Genomic DNA, 16,525 nt, shown 5'->3' on the forward strand with positions numbered 1-16,525 from the left:
CACCTGCGGCGTCCCACCCCAATCAGCCGGATANGTGCCCACGCGTAATGCATGCGGCCCAATCCCGCATCCTGCGGCCTCCTGCCTTACTCGATCCACATCGCCTCCACCTGCGGCGTCCCACCCCAATCAGCCGGATACACACCCTGCTTCACATACCGATGAAACGTCGAATACGGCCAATCTGCCGCACTCGCCGCATGTCCATGCCGCACCGGATTGAAATGGATGTAATCCATGTGCCGCTCGAAATCGCGATCATCACGAATTTCATGTTCATGAAAACGGCGTTGCCAGATCGAGGCATCACGGTGCTTGATGCGGGATGGATTACGCGTGCCAGTCGATACCGTGGACACTAGCGCAAACCGGGAAACCGAGCTTTTGATGATGGCCCAGCGTGTCGAATAGTCGGCGTCACCCTCCGGCAGGGTCCAGATGCAGTGCAGGTGATCGGGCATCAGCACCCATGCGTCGATGTCGAATGGGCGTGTGATGCGTACGTCTTCCAAGGCGCGGCGCAAGGCTGTGCGAATTGGCGGGAGACACAGAATTGGATTTCGCCGGTACGATACTAGCGTGAAGAAGTAGGTCGAGCCAGTACGTGAGCGGCGGTAGCGGGACATGGTAGCGCGCATTGTAGAGGACGCGTAGAGCCGTTCCTGATGATCGTGGATGATTGATGAGACGTATCAATTAGTTGCGGCGCATCGATTCAATAAACGCCGCGTCGGCGCATAGGTAACGCGTGGGCACGGAGCGCCCACCCTACGATATCAGCGTAATCGCCAAGGGTTAAGCCCCTGACATGCCAGCGCTCAATCGTCCCGGTCCGCGCCGTCCGGCCCCAGCATCAGCTGCGCGGCCTCGCTCGGCAAGGCCTCCACCGATTTCAGCTTGCGCGCCATCTGGCGGCTGCGCACTTCGGCGTTCTCGATGTTCTTCGCGGCCTTTTCCAGCGTCGCCTTGGTGGCGGCCAGCACGTCGCCGAATTTGCCGAACTCGGTCTTCACCGCGCCCAGCACCTGCCACACTTCCGACGAACGCTTCTCCAGCGCCAGCGTGCGGAAGCCCATTTGCAGGCTGTTCAGCAGCGCGGTCAGCGTCGAGGGGCCGGCAATCGTCACGCGCAGCGCGCGCTGCAGGTCGTCGGCCAGGCCGGGACGGCGCATGACCTCGGCGTACAGGCCTTCGGTCGGCAGGAACAGGATGGCGAAATCGGTGGTCTGCGGCGGCGACACGTATTTGTCGCAGATGGTCTTGGCTTCGCCGCGCACCGCGCGTTCCAGCTCGGCGCCGTGGCGCGCCACGCCGTCGGCGTCGGCCCGGTCCTGGGCCTCGAGCAGGCGCTCGTACTGCTCCTTCGGAAACTTGGCGTCGATCGGCAGCCACAAGGGCGCCCCGCCATCGACCACGCCCGGCAGCTTGATCGCGAATTCGACGCGCGCGTTGGTGCCGACCACCGTCTCGACGTTCTTCGCATACTGGTCGACGGTGAGCACCTGCTCGAGCAGCATCTCGAGCTGCACTTCGCCCCAGGTGCCGCGCGTCTTCACGTTGGTCAGCACCCGCTTCAGGTCGCCCACGCCGATTGCCAGCTGCTGCATCTCGCCCAGGCCCTGGTGTACTTTCTCCAGGCGCTCGGAGACGTGGCGGAACGATTCGGTGAGGCGGTTTTCCAGCGTCGTGTGCAGCTTTTCGTCGACGGTCTGGCGCATCTCTTCAAGGCGCCTGGCGTTATCGAGTTGCAGGTCGCGGATCTTGGTTTCCAGCGTGGCGCGCACTTCCAGCATGCGCTGGGCGTTCGATTCGGTGAGATTCGCCAGCGTCTGCTGCAGGGTGTCGGCGAAGCGCTTCAGGGCGCGCGCCTGTTCCTCGCGGCCGCCGGCGGCATGCAGCTGCATTTGCTGGCGCATGCTGTCGAGCTGCTGGACGGTGGCCGCCTGGTGCCGGGCCATGTGGTCCACGAGTTCCTGGCGCGTGGCTTGCGCGCTGTGCTGCAGCTCCAGGCGCAGCTCGCGCTCGACGCGTTCGAACTGCTGGCCGCTGCCCTGCCCGTCGCCCGGGCGCGCGCGCAGCAGGACCAGCACCTGGAGGACGATCACGGCAAGCAGCGCCGCCACCAGTACCGCAAATTGGATGGTCGTCATCTCAGTCGGCCCTGTTGCGCATCCAGTCGGCGGTCTGGTAGAAGGACTGCATCAGGCGCATGCGCAGCTCGTCGTCCATGCCGATGTCTTCCATCGCCCAGGCCATGGCGCGCAGCCACTGGTCACGCTCGCTCGTGCCGATGGCGAACGGCAGGTGACGTGCGCGCAGGCGCGGGTGGCCGTAGCGTTCGATGAAGAGGTCGGGCCCTCCCATCCAGCCGGACAGGAACATGAACAGCTTCTCGCGCGAGCTGTCGTTGGGTTTCGGGTGCAGCGCGTGGATGCCGGCGAATTCCGGCTCCAGTTCCATCAGGTCGTAGAAGCGGTCGACCAGTTCGCGCAAGCGGCTTTCGCCGCCGATGATTTCGTACAGGGTTTGAGTCTCTGACATGGCGTCATGATACCGCGTCGGGAGCCAGGCTGGAACAATCGCTACGAGTTGCACGCGTGCGTTGAACGCGTGGGCACAGGAGCGCCCACCCTAGGTGTGCCTGCGTCAACGTACGTGCGATGCGTAGGGTGGGCGCCCCGTGCCCACGCGTGACGCCCGAATAGCGTTAGCAGATTTACGCTTCGCGCAGCGTTTGCAGCGGCGGCTGGCGCAGCACGCTGCGCAGGCCCAGCCAGCCGCCGATAAGGGCACAGGCCGCGCCGACCACAACGCCGGCCAGCCACACGCCCGGCTCGAAGGCCCATTCGAACTTGAACTGGTAAGTAGCCAGTCCCCAGCCCAGCGCCGCCGCCCCGGTCGCCGCCAGCAAGCCGGCCAGGCCGCCGACCAGCACGAACTCGATGCGCTGCGCCGTCGCCAGCTGCTTGCGCGTGGCGCCCAGTGCGCGCAACAGCCCTGCTTCGCGCGTACGCTCGGACTGCGATCCCATCAGCGCCGCATACAGCACCAGCACGCCCGACGCCAGCGTGAACAGGAACAGGAACTCCACCGCCGTCACCACCTGGTCGACCACTTCCTGGATCTGGCGGATGATGCCGCTGACGTCGATCACGGTCAGGTTCGGGTAGGCGCGCGCCAGCGTGCTGGCGAGGTTCGCGCCGCGCTCGGGCAGGTGGAAGGCCGTCATGTAGGTGGCCGGCGCATTCACCATCGCTTGCGGGTTGATGATGACGAAGAAGTTGGCGCGCATCGAGCCCCATTCGAGCTTGCGCAGGCTGGTGATCTTCGCGTCGACCACGATGCCGGCCATGTCGAAGCGCATCACGTCGCCCAGCTTCAGGCCCAGGGTCTTCGCGATGCCCTGCTCGACCGAAGCTTCCGACACGCCCGGCGCATCCTTGTACCAGCTGCCGGCGACGATGTCGTTGCCTTCGGGCGCATCCGCCGTCGTCGACAGGTTGAATTCGCGGTTCGCCAGGCGGCGCGCATCGTCGCTCGTATAGGTGCTGGAGGTGACCGGCTGGCCGTTCACCGCGGTCAGGCGGCCGCGGATCATCGGGTACAGCACCGGCTGCTCGACGCCTGCGCTCGCGATGCGCTTCGTGACGTCGTCCTTCTGGTCGGGCAGGACGTTGATGATGAAGCGGTTCGGCGCGTTCTCCGGCGTCGAGCGCTGCCAGGCCGCGACCAGGTCGCCGCGCACGACCGTGAGCAGCAGCAGCGCCATCAGGCCCAGCGCCAGCGACACTACCTGCACTATGGTGGCGCCGGGGCGGCGCTGCAGCGAGGTGACGGCAAAGCGCCAGCTCTGGTTGCTGGACAGGCCGCGCAGGCGGCGCAGCAGGCGCAGGCCCAGCCAGGCGACGAACGCGAAGAAGGCGAAGCCGGCCAGGAAGCCGCCGGCGGTAATCAAGGCCAGTTTCGGGTCGCCCGCCTGCCACAGCAGCAGCGCGACGAACACGCCCGTACCCAGGCCATAGGTGGCCAGCGCCATCGGCTGCGGCGCCGCCTGCTCGCGCCGGATCACACGGTTGTGCGGCACGTTGCGCAATTGCAGCACCGGCGGCAGCGCGAAGCCGGCCAGCAGCAGCATGCCGGTGGCGATGCCCTGCAGCGCCGGCAGGAACGACACCGGCGGCAGGTCGGCCGGCAGCAAGGTGCCGATCAGTTCCAGCAGCACGAAGTGGGCGGCAAAGCCCACGGCCACGCCGATCAAACTGCCCGCCAGGCCGACCAATGCGAATTCGATCAGGTACATGGCGCCGACCCCGTTCTGGGTCATGCCGAGGCAGCGCAGCATGGCGCAGGCATCCAGGTGCCTTTGCATGAAGCGGCGCGCCGCCATCGCCACGGCGACGGCCGCCAGCATGGCCGACAGCAGGCCGACGAGGGACAGGAAGCGGTCGGCGCGGTCCAGCGTAGCCTGCATTTCGGGGCGGCCGTTTTCGAGCGACTCGACGCGCACGCCTTTTACATTGTCGGCGCCGATGCGCGCGCGTACCCAGGTGTCGTAGTCGCGTACGCGCGCAAGGTCGTTCTTCGACGGCGCCGCCACCTGCATGCGGTAGGTCACGCGCGCGAAGTTGTCGACCAGGCCGGTGGCCGGCAGGTCGGAGATATTCAGCATCACGCGCGGCGCAAAGTTGGCGAACGAGGCGCCGCGGTCAGGCTCGGCCGCAATCAATTGCGCGATGGTGAAGCGGCTGTCGCCCAGCTGCAGCGCGTCGCCGACTTTTACGCCCAGCGCCGGCAGCAGGTTGGCGTCCACCCATACCGTGCCTGGCGCCGGCACTTCGCGCGTGCGCTGGCCGATGGCGCTGCTGGCATCATCGGGGTTGGTGGTGATCTTCAGGTCGCCGCGCAGCGGATAGCCATTCGAGACGGCCTTGATCGACGCCAGCTGGGCCTGGGAATCCTCGCCCTCTCCGCCCTGCGCCATGCTGGGGAAGGTAACGGTGTCGGCCAGCAGCAGGCCGCGCCGCTGGGCTTCCGCGCGCCAGGCTGGCAACACCTGTTGGTCGGCATTCACCAGCAGATCGGCGCCGAGCAGCTGGTTGGCGTCGCGCGCCAGGCCGGCGCGCATGCGGTCGATGAAGAAGCCAACCGAGGACAGGGCGGCAACGGCGACGATCAGCGCCACCAGCAGGAAGCGCAGTTCGCCCGCGCGCCAGTCGCGCGCGGTCATGCGGAGGGACTGGATCAGCACGGGCGGCTCCTCGTTTTTATCGCTGCGTTAAGTCGGGTTGACGACGGTGTCGGCCGCCGCGTGTTCGAAGAAGCTGTCGACTTCGGCCAGGAAGGCGCGCTTCGCTTCGTCGCCCAGGAAGGCGGCGGCAAAGCTGTTGCGCGCCAGTTGCCGGGCGTGCGAGACGTCCAGCGGCAGCGCATCGAAGGCGGCGATGAAGTTCTCGTTCAGGTAGCCGCCGAAATAGGCCGGGTCGTCGGAGTTGATGGTGACGGCCAGGCCCTTGTCGAGCAGGGTACGCAGGTTGTGCGCGGCCATCACGTCGAACACGCGCAGCTTGATGTTCGAGAGCGGGCACACGGTGAGCGCCATCTGTTCGCGCACCAGGCGCTCGACCAGTTCCGGGCTCTCCAGGCAGCGCACGCCGTGGTCGATGCGCTCGACTTTCAAGACGTCGAGCGCGCTCTCGATATAGGCCGGCGGGCCCTCCTCGCCGGCATGCGCCACGGGACGCAGGCCGAGCTGGCGCGCACGCTCGAACACGCGCGCGAACTTTTCCGGCTGGTGGCCGACTTCCGAGGAATCGAGACCGACGCCGATGAATTTGTCGCGGTGCGGCAGCGCCTGGTCCAGCGTGGCCAGGGCGTCGTCTTCCGACAGGTGACGCAGGAAGCACATGATCAGGGTGGCGCTGATCGGACCTTCCTGGCAGGCGCGCCAGATGCCATTGATGACGGTCTCGAACGGCACGCCGCGCGCGGTATGGGTCTGCGGATCGAAGAAGATCTCGGCGTGCCGCACATTGTCGGCGGCTGCCTTGTGCAGGTAGGCCGCGGTCATGTCGTAGAAGTCCTGCTCGGTCAGCAAAACGCTCGCGCCGGCGTAATAAATGTCGAGGAAGGATTGCAGGTCGCTGAAAGCGTAGGCCTGGCGCAACGCCTCGACCGACTCGTAAGGCAGAGATACGCCGTTCCTTTGCGCCAACGCAAAGATCAGTTCGGGCTCCAGCGAACCCTCGATATGGATGTGGAGCTCCGCTTTCGGCATCTGTTGAAGGGTGGTGCGCAGTTGCTCGGTCAGCATGATTTTCTCCAGCTAAAGTCAATATGGCAGGGCTTGACCGGCAAGTGTAACCGATGCCGCCGCTGCCCTGTTTTCATTGGAAAAGCAGGGGTATAAGCGAGGTTGTAACCAGTATGCAGGATGCGTGCGCCACCCGTTGGCGGTATCGTGCACTATCGATTGAAGGCTTTTGACAACTCATCAGTTTGCATCGCGAAAACAGGGCGAAACACACCTCCGGCGAGGTTCGCCCCATCCATTTTTCGCCCCTCTCCGCACTGCCTAAAAAACCTTGTTTTCCCTTCACAATCAAAGACTTGTTGCTGTTACGGTCGTGCACACGATACTGCTTTGACTTCGAGAACGGATAGGCACATAATAAATTTCAGCAATACAAGAAGACTCTCCACAGAGGAAAAATCGGTCACAAGCCGATCGGAACAAGAAGTACCCGCCCGAGCCGCCGCCACCTGCGCGGCGCTACCCGGGGCGCCCGCTCATAACAAGGAAGTACGCCAAGAAAAAACGGGCCTTGGCAGTCGGCATGGTTCGACTGTCGTGACAGTGATCGTCGTTAGCAAACTAAAGGACATCCACATGACCATTTTTGACAACTACGCAGCCCGTTACGAGCGTACCCGGGAAGAAGAGTATTCCCTGTCGGAGTACCTTGCCCTGTGCAAGAAAGATCCGCTGACCTATGCCAGCGCGCCGGAGCGCATGCTCGCCGCCATCGGCGAGCCGAAACTGGTCGATACCCGGCTCGATCCGCGGCTGTCGCGCATCTTCGCCAACAAGGTCATCAAGATCTATCCCGCCTTCCAGGAATTCTACGGGATGGAGGAAGTCATCGAGCAGGTCGTCTCCTACTTCCGCCATGCGGCGCAAGGCCTGGAAGAGCGCAAGCAGATCCTGTATCTGCTGGGGCCGGTCGGCGGCGGCAAGTCCTCGATCGCGGAAAAGCTGAAACACCTGATGGAACAGGTTCCCTTCTATGCGATCAAGGGTTCGCCCGTGAACGAATCGCCGCTGGGCCTGTTCAACGAAGAAGAAGACGGCGTCATCCTCGAAGAAGACTACGGCGTCCCGCGCCGCTACCTGCGCTCGATCCCCAGCCCCTGGGCAGTGAAACGCCTGCACGAATTCGGCGGCGACATCAACAAGTTCCGTGTCGTCAAACGCTATCCGTCGATCCTGAAGCAGATCGCCATTTCGAAAACCGAACCGGGCGACGAAAACAACCAGGATATTTCGTCCCTGGTCGGAAAAGTGGATATCCGCAAGCTCGAGGATTATTCGCAGGACGATCCCGACGCCTACAGCTATTCCGGCGGCCTGTGCCTGGCGAACCAGGGCCTGATGGAATTCGTCGAGATGTTCAAGGCGCCGATCAAGGTGCTGCATCCGCTGCTCACCGCGACCCAGGAAGGCAACTACAAGGGCACCGAGGGCTTCGGCGCGATTCCCTTCGAGGGCATCATCCTGGCGCACTCGAACGAATCGGAGTGGAAGAGCTTCCGCAACAACCGCAACAACGAGGCTTTCCTCGACCGTATCTATATCGTGAAGGTGCCGTATTGCCTGCGCGTGTCGGACGAGATCAAGATCTACGATAAGCTCATTCGCAATTCCTCGCTCGAGCGTGCGCCCTGCGCACCGGGCACGCTGCGCATGATGGCGCAATTTGCGATCCTGTCGCGCCTGAAGGACCCGGAAAATTCCAGCGTGTATTCGAAGATGCTGGTCTACGATGGCGACAACCTGAAGGACACCGATCCCAAGGCCAAGTCGCTGCACGAATACGTGGACTACGCCGGCGTGGACGAAGGCATGAATGGCTTGTCGACGCGCTTCGCCTTCAAGATTTTGTCGAAAGTCTTCAACTTCGATAACACCGAGGTCGCCGCCAATCCGGTGCATTTGCTGTACGTGCTGGAGCAGCAGATCGAGCGCGAGCAATTCCCGCCGGAGCAGGAACAGCGCTACCACTCCTACATCAAGGAGCACCTGGCCCAGCGCTATGTCGACTTCATCGGCAAGGAAATCCAGACCGCCTACCTGGAAAGCTATTCCGAATACGGCCAGAACATCTTCGACCGTTATGTGACCTTTGCCGACTTCTGGATCCAGGACCAGGAATTCCGCGATCCTGATACCGGCGAAAGCTTCGACCGCGAATCGCTGAATGCCGAGCTGGAGAAAATCGAAAAGCCGGCCGGCATTTCGAACCCCAAGGATTTCCGCAACGAGATCGTCAACTTCGGCCTGCGCGCCCGCGCCACCAACGGCGGCAAGAACCCGGCCTGGACCAGCTACGAAAAGTTCCGCACCGTCATCGAGAAAAAAATGTTCTCGAATACGGAGGAACTTTTGCCGGTTATTTCGTTCAATGCCAAGGCCAGCGCCGAGGATGCGACCAAGCACGCCGACTTCGTCAACCGCATGGTGGAAAAAGGCTACACGGCCAAGCAAGTGCGCCTGCTGTGCGAATGGTATCTGCGCGTGCGCAAGTCCTCGTAAGCAAGGAGGACGGGCGTCCGCCTCTGGCGCCCGTCCGCTGCAGGGACATCGAGGCGCCGCCGGGCAACATGTCCGTCCGGCCTGCGCATTTTTGACGACCCTGCCAGCCGTGCGCACCCCGCATGCGCACGGGGAGGATTAAGATAGGGGTGCCGCGCAGCGTATCCATGCGACGCCGGCCCGCCCCGAATTTCAGCAGGAGGCATGTTTTGACTTACCTCATCGACCGACGCTTGCAGGGCAAGAACAAGTCCGCCGTCAACCGCGAACGCTTCCTGCGCCGCTACAAGGCGCAAATCAAGGATGCGGTCGGGCGCGCCATCAAGGGCCGCTCGATCACCGACATCGAGAACGGCGAAAAGGTCTCGATCCCGGTCAAGGACGTCAACGAACCCCACTTCGGCCATGCCCACGGCGGCGTGTGGGAAACCATCAATCCCGGCAATACCGAATACCAGAAAGGCGACCAGTTCAACCGCCCGCGCAGCGGCGGCGGCGGCTCGGGGCGCGGACGCGCCGGCAACAGCGAGCAGACCGTCGAGGACGATTTCATTTTCGAACTCTCGCGTGAAGAGTTCATGAACTACTTCTTCGAGGATCTTGAACTGCCGAACATGGTCAAGACCCAGCTGACCCAGACGGTCGACTTCAAGACCCAGCGCGCCGGCTACAACGTGTCCGGCACACCGTCCAACATCCACGTGCTGCGCTCGCTCCGCGGCGCCCTCGGCCGGCGCATCGCCGTCGGCGGCCCGAGCCGGCGCGAACTCGAACGCGCCAAGCAGGAATTGCAGGCCCTGCACGAGCAGGAAGCGAGCGAGGACGATCCGCGCGTGATCGAACTGCGGCGCCAGATCCACCACTACCACACGCGCATCAACGCGATTCCCTTCATCGATCCTTTCGACCTGCGCTACAGCAACCGCATCAAGGTGCCGAAGCCAAGCACCCAGGCCGTAATGTTCTGCATCATGGACGTCTCGGGCTCGATGGACGAAACGCGCAAGGACACGGCCAAGCGCTTCTTCATCCTGCTGTACCTGTTCCTGAAGCGCGTGTACGAACGCATCGACGTCGTCTTCATCCGCCACCACACGGCCGCGGCCGAAGTCGACGAGGACGAATTCTTCCACTCGCGCGAATCCGGCGGCACCGTGGTGTCCTCGGCCCTGCACCTGCTGCACAAGGTGATCGGCGAGCGCTACTCCACCGCCGACTGGAATACCTACGTGGCCCAGGCATCGGACGGCGACAACTGGGACAACGATTCGGTGCTGTGCAAGCAGCTGCTGAGCAACGGCATCATGCCGAAAGTCCAGTACTACACCTATGTCGAGATCACCGACGGTCCGCCCCAGAACTTGTGGGAGCAATATACCGAGGTGGCGGCCCACCACCCGAATTTCGCCATGCAGAAGATCGTGACGCCGGCCGACATTTATCCGGTGTTCCGGGAGTTGTTCAAGAAGCAGCCGAAATAGGCGGGAGCATCCCGCGCAGCCAGCCCTACTATATAGATAGGCACGCATATGCCAGACGACCGTACCCCCAACCCGCGCGCCCTGCCCGAGCAGTCGGAGTGGACCTTCGACCTGATCGAGCAGGCGCACGAAGAAATCCGCCGGGTCGCGCAACAGTTCGGCCTCGACACCTACCCGAACCAGCTCGAGATCATTACCGCCGAGCAGATGATGGATGCCTACACGTCGGTCGGCATGCCGGTGTCATATAACCACTGGTCCTTCGGCAAGCACTTCCTCACGACCGAGAAAAGTTATAAACGCGGGCAGATGGGCCTGGCCTACGAGATCGTCATCAACTCGAACCCCTGCATCGCCTACCTGATGGAGGAAAACAGCCTGACCATGCAGGCGCTGGTGATTGCCCACGCCGCCTACGGCCACAACTCCTTCTTCAAGGGCAATTACCTGTTCCGCACCTGGACCGACGCCGAGGCCATCGTCGACTACATGGTGTTTGCCAAGAATTACATTGCCGAATGCGAGCAGCGCTATGGCATCGACGCCGTCGAAGACCTGCTCGATTCCTGCCATGCGATCCAGAACTACGGCGTCGACCGCTATAAACGGCCGGCCAAGCTGTCGGTGGCCCAGGAAGCGGCGCGCCAGAAGGAGCGCGAGGAATATGCGCAGTCGCAGGTGAACGCCCTCTGGCGCACGGTGCCGCGGCGCGAGGAAGAAGAACGCGACGCCCCGCCACCGCGCTTCCCCATCGAACCCGAGGAAAACCTGCTGTACTTTATCGAGAAGTACGCGCCGCTGCTCGAACCCTGGCAGCGCGAACTGGTGCGTATCACGCGCAAGATTTCCCAGTACTTCTATCCGCAGCGCCAGACCCAGGTAATGAACGAGGGCTGGGCCACCTTCTGGCACTACACGATTTTGCAGGAACTATATAAAGAGGGAATCGTCGGCGACGGCTTCATGCTCGAATTCCTGCAAAGCCATACCAACGTGGTCTACCAGCCCGCCGCCACCAGCCCGTACTACTCCGGCATCAATCCCTATGCCCTCGGTTTCGCGATGATGAGCGACATCCGGCGCATCTGCGAGAACCCGACCATTGAGGACCGCTCCTGGTTCCCGGATATCGCCGGCAGCGACTGGCGCAAGACGCTCGACTTTGCGATGCGTAACTTCAAGGACGAAAGCTTCATTGCCCAGTACCTGTCGCCCAAGCTGATCCGCGACTTCCATTTCTTCGCCGTGCTCGACGACGACCGCAGCGACAAGCTGACCATTTCCGCCATCCACGACGAAGCCGGCTACCGCTACGTGCGCCAGCAGCTGGCCGAGCAATACAATATCGGCAACCGCGAGCCGAACATCCAGGTCTGGCAGGTGAATACCCGCGACGACCGCGCCCTCACCCTGCGCCATACCCAGTTCCAGCGCCGCCCCTTGAGCGGCCAGGCCCAGGAAGTGCTGAAGCACGTAGCCCGGCTCTGGGGTTTCGACGTGCGCCTGGAAACCGTCGACACCGCCGGCCACGTGGTCAGCTTCCTCGATTGCCGGCGCGAGAAACGCAACCGCTGAGCGCATTCCCTCCTCCAGGCTCTTCCAAAAAGCAAATGAAAGGCACGAATCCTTGCGGATTCGTGCCTTTTTGCAACTCTTCTACTGAGCCATATCAATAAGTTGTATCGACATCATCGGGGCTCATGGCCATGCCCCGTGCACCCTATTGCTGTGTTACCTAGCGCACGCCCTACTTTGGTGAAACTGGCTATAGTTTGCAAAAAGCTCAGCATTGCACTATATGATATTTGCTAGTCGGCAAATACGGCGTGCAAAATTCGGTCGAGGTGCTAGTCTTTCCTGATGTTCTACAGTTGGTACGGAAACAAGGTGGTTTCTTGTAATTTTTGCTAGTATTTGACTGCGCTTTTTTGCACAGCAAGAGTGCGGCCGGATGAGCTGTATTGCTTGTTTTTACAGGCATTTACGTGCGTTTCAGGGCCTCAAAAATACCTGTGCAAAAAAGAATTCGTAGGTATAATTCGCCGATGTCCCGGATGCGGCCTTGTCTTTTCGTCGTGTTTTGTGGGTTTAGTAGCAACAAAAAGAGTTGGTATTGGAGAAAGCAGGCATGAATTTTTCACATGATAAGGAACCGGGGAAGAATCTCACTGGTATCACCATTGTGGTCCTGTTGCACGTCTTGGTCGGCTGGGGGATCATTAATGGTCTCGGTACGAAAGTGATCACGAAGGTGCAGGAGGCAGTGGAGACCAAGCTGATTGAAGAGGTGAAACCGCCTCCGCCACCGGAAACCCCGCCGCCACCGCCACCGCCGGAAATGAAGGCACCGCCGCCGCCATTCATTCCGCCGGTCGAGGTCCAGGTGCAGCAACCGCCGCCGCCGCAAAACACCATTGCAGCAGCGACGAATACGCCGCCACCGACGACCAATCTGGCGCCACCGGCACCACCCGCTCCGCCAGCTGCGCCTCCAGGCCCGGCACCGGCACCGGTCAGCACCCCGGCAGTCGCAGACTTCAGCACCTGCGCCAAGCCAGAGTATCCGAAGTCGGCAGCACGTAACGAAGAAGAAGGTACGACGACGCTTTCGTTCCTGATCGGTGTGGATGGCCGCGCAATGGACTCCAAGGTCACGAAATCGAGTGGTTCGCGTGATCTGGACAGGGCCGCTCAAGCAGCCATTGGCAAGTGCCGCTTCAAACCGGCCGTCGTCAACGGCCAGCCTCAGCAGGCATGGGCTCCAGTTCAGTACGTCTGGTCGCTGGACCAATAAACCGAGACAGCTCACCGTCTCACATTATGATTTTCGTTGTCATCTGATCAGCGAACTGTCTATTTTATATCTCTGGAGGAAGCATGTTTAAGAATACCCGTTTGTCCGCTGTTCTGGCGGCTGTCCTGTTCTCGGTTACGGCGGCATCGGCCCTGGTCTCGGCACCGGCCTTCGCTGACGCACCGGCTGCAGGCGCAGAAGCCCCAGCGGCAACCGCTCCGGCAACCGACGCAGCTGCCGCTCCGGCTGCTGACGCCGCTGCCGCTCCTGCAGGCGACGCAGCCGCTCCGGCCGCCGCTGCTGGCGAAAAAGAAGAAGTCCACAACCCATACGGCTTCTCGGCCATGTGGGAAGAAGGCGACTTCGTCAACAAGGGCACCATCATCATCCTGTCGCTGATGTCGATGGGTTCGTGGTACATCATCATCACCAAGCTGATCGACCAGTCGAAGATCATGCGCCAGTCGAAGGAAACTTCGTCGAAGTTCTGGAAAACCAACTCGATCGCTGCCGGTTCGGCCGCACTGAAAGAAGGTTCGCCATTCCGCTTCATCGCTGAAACCGGCACCAAGGCAACCCAGCACCACGACGGCGCCCTGCTCGAGCAGATCGACCTGTCGACCTGGGTGACCATGCAGATCCAGCGCGCAGTGGACCGCGTCCAGTCGCGTCTGCAAGATGGCCTGTCGTTCCTGGCAACCGTCGGTTCGACCTCGCCGTTCATCGGCCTGTTCGGTACCGTCTGGGGCATCTACAACGCACTGACCGCCATCGGCATGTCGGGTAACGCGTCGATCGACAAGGTTGCAGGTCCAGTCGGTGAAGCACTGATCATGACCGCCTTCGGTCTGTTCGTTGCAGTTCCTGCCGTCCTGGGTTACAACTGGCTGGTCCGCCGCAACAAGTCGGCCATGGAAGACATCCGTTCGTTCAGCGCCGACGTGCACTCGGTCCTGATCTCGGGCGCGATGAACACCTCGGAAGCCGCACGCGCTGCTGCGTCGGCCAAGAAGATCGGCTAATTCCGGTCCGTCTAATAAGATTGGATAAATTATGTCAATGAGTGTCGGCTCCGATTCAGGAGATGATGATGCCGTGATGTCAGAGATCAACACGACGCCGCTCGTCGACATCATGTTGGTTCTTCTGATCATCTTCTTGATCACCAGCCCGGTGGTCCTGCAGCTGCAAAAAGTGAGTCTGCCGGCGGAAACGAACCAGGTCACCAAGACTGCGCCGGAAGACATCAACATCACCGTCAACAAAGACGGCGAGATGTTCTGGAACCAGACGCGCATCGCGAACACGGACGAGCTGTTCAAGTTCTTCGCGGAGCAGTCGGTGAAGGTGCCGCAACCTGCAGTGAAGGTGCGTGGCGACCAGACCACTCGATACGAATCGATTGGCCGGGTCATCTACACGGCACAGCGTGCTGGGGTGCAAAAGGTCGGTTTCATTATCGAACCACCTGACAAGGGCGGCTGATAAAGCGCTGCCCAGTGAACCGGGCCCAGGCCCGGTTCACGTACTCCCAACATTTGAAAAGGAAACACCATGGGTATGAACGTAGGTTCAGGCTCCGCCAAAGGAGCTGATCCGGAACCGATGATGGAAATGAACATGACCCCCTTGATCGACGTTCTGTTGGTCTTGATTATCATGTTGATTATCACGATTCCGAAGCAAAACCACTCGGTCAATCTGAACATGCCGGTCGGCACCCCGCCGCCGCAGACGGAAGAGCCCCGGGTTGTCACGATCGACGTTGACTTCGACGGCACCATTCTCTGGGACGGCCAGGCAATCTCGGATCGTGCGACCCTGGAAGCCAAGATGAATGAAGTGGCAGCCCAGCCCAACCAGCCGGAAGTGCATCTGCGTCCGAACAAGCTGGTCGAGTACAAGGTTGTTGCCGGTGTCATGGCTACCGCCCAGCGTCTCGGCGTCACCAAGATCGGTATGGTCGGTAACGAGCAGTTCCAGTAACCGCACCAGGTTTGACCAACACGGCAGGGTTTCCCTGCCGTGTCCATTTTCAAAGAGGATTTTCGACACATGAGCAAACTCCGTCTCGCACACCTCGGCCTCGCACTGGCCGCCCTCGGCTTCACCGCAGCAACTCCCGTCATTGGCCTGGCCCCTGCCCACGCGGCGGAAGCCGTGCGCGCCGCCATCGGCCAGCCGCTGCAGGCAGCCCAGGCGCTGATGAAACAGGGCAAGCACAAGGACGCCCTGGCAAAACTGCGCGAAGCGGACAAGGTGTCCAACAAGACCGCCAACGAAAGCTTCCTGATCGAGCGCGTGCGCGCCTCGGCAGCTTCGTCGGCCGGCGACTACGACACCGCCGCCAAGTCCTTCGAAGCCCTGATCGCTTCCGGCAAGCTGTCGGCCGGCGAACGCGGCCAGTTCTCGGAAGGCCTGATCGGCATCTACATGCGCGCCGGCGACCTGAACAAGGCAAACGAAGCGATCCAGCGCCAGCTGAAAGACCGCGACGATCCGAAACTACGCGCCTACCTGCTGCAAAACTATTACAAACAGGGCAATGTCGCCGCCCTGGAATCCGAGCTGCGCACCGCCGAGAAATCGGGCCGCATGAATGAAGACATGCTCGGCATGCTGGCCAACATCCAGCTGAAAAAGAACGACAAGGTCGGCTACGTCAACACCATCGAGAAACTGGCCGCCAGCTATCCGAAGGCCCAGTACTGGAACGACCTGCTGAACCGCGTCCAGGGCAAACCTGGCTTCTCGGGCCGCCTGGCCGTCGACGTCTACCGCCTGAAGCTCGCCAACAACCTGCTCAAGAAGCCGAGCGAGTACATGGAAATGGCCCAGCTCGTGCTGCAGGCCAAGGCTCCGGCCGAAGCCCTGAAGATTATCGACAAGGGCTACAAGAGCGGCGCCCTGGGCACCGGCACCGACGCCCCCCGTCACCAGCGCCTGAAGGACCTGGCCGAGAAGACCCTGGCCGACCAGAACAAGGGCATCGCTGCCCTGGAAGCCGAGTACACGGCGGCCAAGGACAACGACAACCTGGTGGGCCTCGGCTACAGCATGGTGCAGTCGGGCCAGGCCGACAAGGGCCTGAAACTGATGGAAAGCGCCATCAAGGCAGGCGGCCTGAAGTACCCTGACGAAGCCAAGCTGCGCCTGGGCGAAGCCTACGCCGCCGCCGGCAAGAAGCAGCAAGCGATCAGCACCCTGAAAACCGTCGCAGGCAAGGAAGGCACCGCCGACCTGGCCCGTTACTGGATCATGGCGATCAACAAGCCGCTGGCTTGATCGGCCGACCGCTTCGATGCGTGACAGCGCCGCCCTTCGGGGCGGCGTTTTTTTTGGCGGATCATGAATCGCATCCGGCAGCAAACCAGCGGTGTCATTGGTAACGCCGGCTCAACCGTATCTATGGACTCCACCCGTTTTGCAAGAAGAAGATTG

14 protein-coding genes are annotated in these 16,525 nt (G+C 61.8%); 8 read left to right on the top strand and 6 right to left on the bottom strand.

Annotated elements, in window-relative coordinates; all coding sequences use genetic code 11:
* Nucleotides 1–86: 86 nt before the first annotated feature.
* From QWL29_RS14455 to QWL29_RS14475, 5 genes are all read right to left on the bottom strand, one after another.
* Nucleotides 87–626: an REP-associated tyrosine transposase gene (locus tag QWL29_RS14455; RefSeq protein ID WP_305823582.1), complete on the bottom strand. Its 540-nt coding sequence runs from the start codon at nucleotides 624–626 to the stop codon at nucleotides 87–89.
* A 192-nt stretch (nucleotides 627–818) separates the two neighbouring features.
* Nucleotides 819–2,150 (bottom strand): DNA recombination protein RmuC, encoded by a 1,332-nt coding sequence (locus QWL29_RS14460; protein WP_305823583.1) that lies wholly within the window; start codon nucleotides 2,148–2,150, stop codon nucleotides 819–821.
* 1 nt (nucleotide 2,151) lies between these two features.
* Complete coding sequence (locus tag QWL29_RS14465; protein ID WP_305823584.1) at nucleotides 2,152–2,541, bottom strand: group II truncated hemoglobin; 390 nt, start codon at nucleotides 2,539–2,541, stop codon at nucleotides 2,152–2,154.
* A gap of 175 nt (nucleotides 2,542–2,716) precedes the next feature.
* Nucleotides 2,717–5,248, bottom strand: a complete 2,532-nt coding sequence (locus tag QWL29_RS14470) for an ABC transporter permease (RefSeq protein ID WP_305823585.1) — start codon at nucleotides 5,246–5,248, stop codon at nucleotides 2,717–2,719.
* A 27-nt stretch (nucleotides 5,249–5,275) separates the two neighbouring features.
* On the bottom strand, nucleotides 5,276–6,310 hold the full coding sequence (locus tag QWL29_RS14475; protein WP_305823586.1) for an adenosine deaminase: 1,035 nt from the start codon (nucleotides 6,308–6,310) through the stop codon (nucleotides 5,276–5,278).
* 576 nt (nucleotides 6,311–6,886) lie between these two features.
* On the opposite strand from QWL29_RS14475, the gene QWL29_RS14480 reads away from it, so the two are divergent.
* From QWL29_RS14480 to QWL29_RS14515, 8 genes are all read left to right on the top strand, one after another.
* Nucleotides 6,887–8,809, top strand: coding sequence for a PrkA family serine protein kinase (locus QWL29_RS14480; protein WP_305823587.1), 1,923 nt, complete (start codon nucleotides 6,887–6,889; stop codon nucleotides 8,807–8,809).
* A gap of 209 nt (nucleotides 8,810–9,018) precedes the next feature.
* Entirely contained in the window at nucleotides 9,019–10,290 is a 1,272-nt protein-coding gene (locus tag QWL29_RS14485; RefSeq protein ID WP_305823588.1) for a YeaH/YhbH family protein, read from the top strand.
* Nucleotides 10,291–10,338: 48 nt separating this feature from the next.
* Nucleotides 10,339–11,865, top strand: a complete 1,527-nt coding sequence (locus QWL29_RS14490; protein ID WP_305823589.1) for a SpoVR family protein — start codon at nucleotides 10,339–10,341, stop codon at nucleotides 11,863–11,865.
* A 553-nt stretch (nucleotides 11,866–12,418) separates the two neighbouring features.
* Nucleotides 12,419–13,084 carry an energy transducer TonB gene (locus tag QWL29_RS14495; protein ID WP_305823590.1) on the top strand — a complete coding sequence of 222 codons (666 nt, stop codon included), beginning with the start codon at nucleotides 12,419–12,421 and terminating at the stop codon, nucleotides 13,082–13,084.
* A gap of 83 nt (nucleotides 13,085–13,167) precedes the next feature.
* On the top strand, nucleotides 13,168–14,106 hold the full coding sequence (locus tag QWL29_RS14500; RefSeq protein ID WP_305823591.1) for a MotA/TolQ/ExbB proton channel family protein: 939 nt from the start codon (nucleotides 13,168–13,170) through the stop codon (nucleotides 14,104–14,106).
* A 31-nt stretch (nucleotides 14,107–14,137) separates the two neighbouring features.
* The gene (locus tag QWL29_RS14505) at nucleotides 14,138–14,569 is read left to right on the top strand and encodes an ExbD/TolR family protein (protein ID WP_305823592.1); all 432 of its coding nucleotides are present in this window, start codon (nucleotides 14,138–14,140) and stop codon (nucleotides 14,567–14,569) included.
* A 69-nt stretch (nucleotides 14,570–14,638) separates the two neighbouring features.
* Nucleotides 14,639–15,070 (top strand): ExbD/TolR family protein, encoded by a 432-nt coding sequence (locus tag QWL29_RS14510; RefSeq protein WP_305823593.1) that lies wholly within the window; start codon nucleotides 14,639–14,641, stop codon nucleotides 15,068–15,070.
* A 69-nt stretch (nucleotides 15,071–15,139) separates the two neighbouring features.
* On the top strand, nucleotides 15,140–16,369 hold the full coding sequence (locus QWL29_RS14515) for a tetratricopeptide repeat protein (protein WP_305823594.1): 1,230 nt from the start codon (nucleotides 15,140–15,142) through the stop codon (nucleotides 16,367–16,369).
* Here QWL29_RS14515 and QWL29_RS14520 read toward each other — a convergent pair.
* A partial coding sequence (locus QWL29_RS14520) for a hypothetical protein (RefSeq protein ID WP_305823595.1) occupies nucleotides 16,333–16,525 on the bottom strand: 193 nt, incomplete at its 5' end. The two genes, QWL29_RS14515 and QWL29_RS14520, sit on opposite strands and share 37 nt — an antisense overlap.

Origin of the sequence: Massilia brevitalea (assembly GCF_030711405.1) — a bacterium.
Lineage (GTDB): Bacteria > Pseudomonadota > Gammaproteobacteria > Burkholderiales > Burkholderiaceae_D > Telluria > Telluria brevitalea.

What these genes read in the sequence shown, in the direction of transcription:
- QWL29_RS14455 (WP_305823582.1), bottom strand. Translation starts at nt 626, where the DNA reads ATGTCCCGCTACCGCCGCTCACGTACTGGCTCGACCTACTTCTTCACG.
- QWL29_RS14460 (WP_305823583.1), bottom strand. Translation starts at nt 2,150, where the DNA reads ATGACGACCATCCAATTTGCGGTACTGGTGGCGGCGCTGCTTGCCGTG.
- QWL29_RS14465 (WP_305823584.1), bottom strand. Translation starts at nt 2,541, where the DNA reads ATGTCAGAGACTCAAACCCTGTACGAAATCATCGGCGGCGAAAGCCGC.
- QWL29_RS14475 (WP_305823586.1), bottom strand. Translation starts at nt 6,310, where the DNA reads ATGCTGACCGAGCAACTGCGCACCACCCTTCAACAGATGCCGAAAGCG.
- QWL29_RS14480 (WP_305823587.1), top strand. Translation starts at nt 6,887, where the DNA reads ATGACCATTTTTGACAACTACGCAGCCCGTTACGAGCGTACCCGGGAA.
- QWL29_RS14490 (WP_305823589.1), top strand. Translation starts at nt 10,339, where the DNA reads ATGCCAGACGACCGTACCCCCAACCCGCGCGCCCTGCCCGAGCAGTCG.
- QWL29_RS14495 (WP_305823590.1), top strand. Translation starts at nt 12,419, where the DNA reads ATGAATTTTTCACATGATAAGGAACCGGGGAAGAATCTCACTGGTATC.
- QWL29_RS14500 (WP_305823591.1), top strand. Translation starts at nt 13,168, where the DNA reads ATGTTTAAGAATACCCGTTTGTCCGCTGTTCTGGCGGCTGTCCTGTTC.
- QWL29_RS14505 (WP_305823592.1), top strand. Translation starts at nt 14,138, where the DNA reads ATGTCAATGAGTGTCGGCTCCGATTCAGGAGATGATGATGCCGTGATG.
- QWL29_RS14510 (WP_305823593.1), top strand. Translation starts at nt 14,639, where the DNA reads ATGGGTATGAACGTAGGTTCAGGCTCCGCCAAAGGAGCTGATCCGGAA.
- QWL29_RS14515 (WP_305823594.1), top strand. Translation starts at nt 15,140, where the DNA reads ATGAGCAAACTCCGTCTCGCACACCTCGGCCTCGCACTGGCCGCCCTC.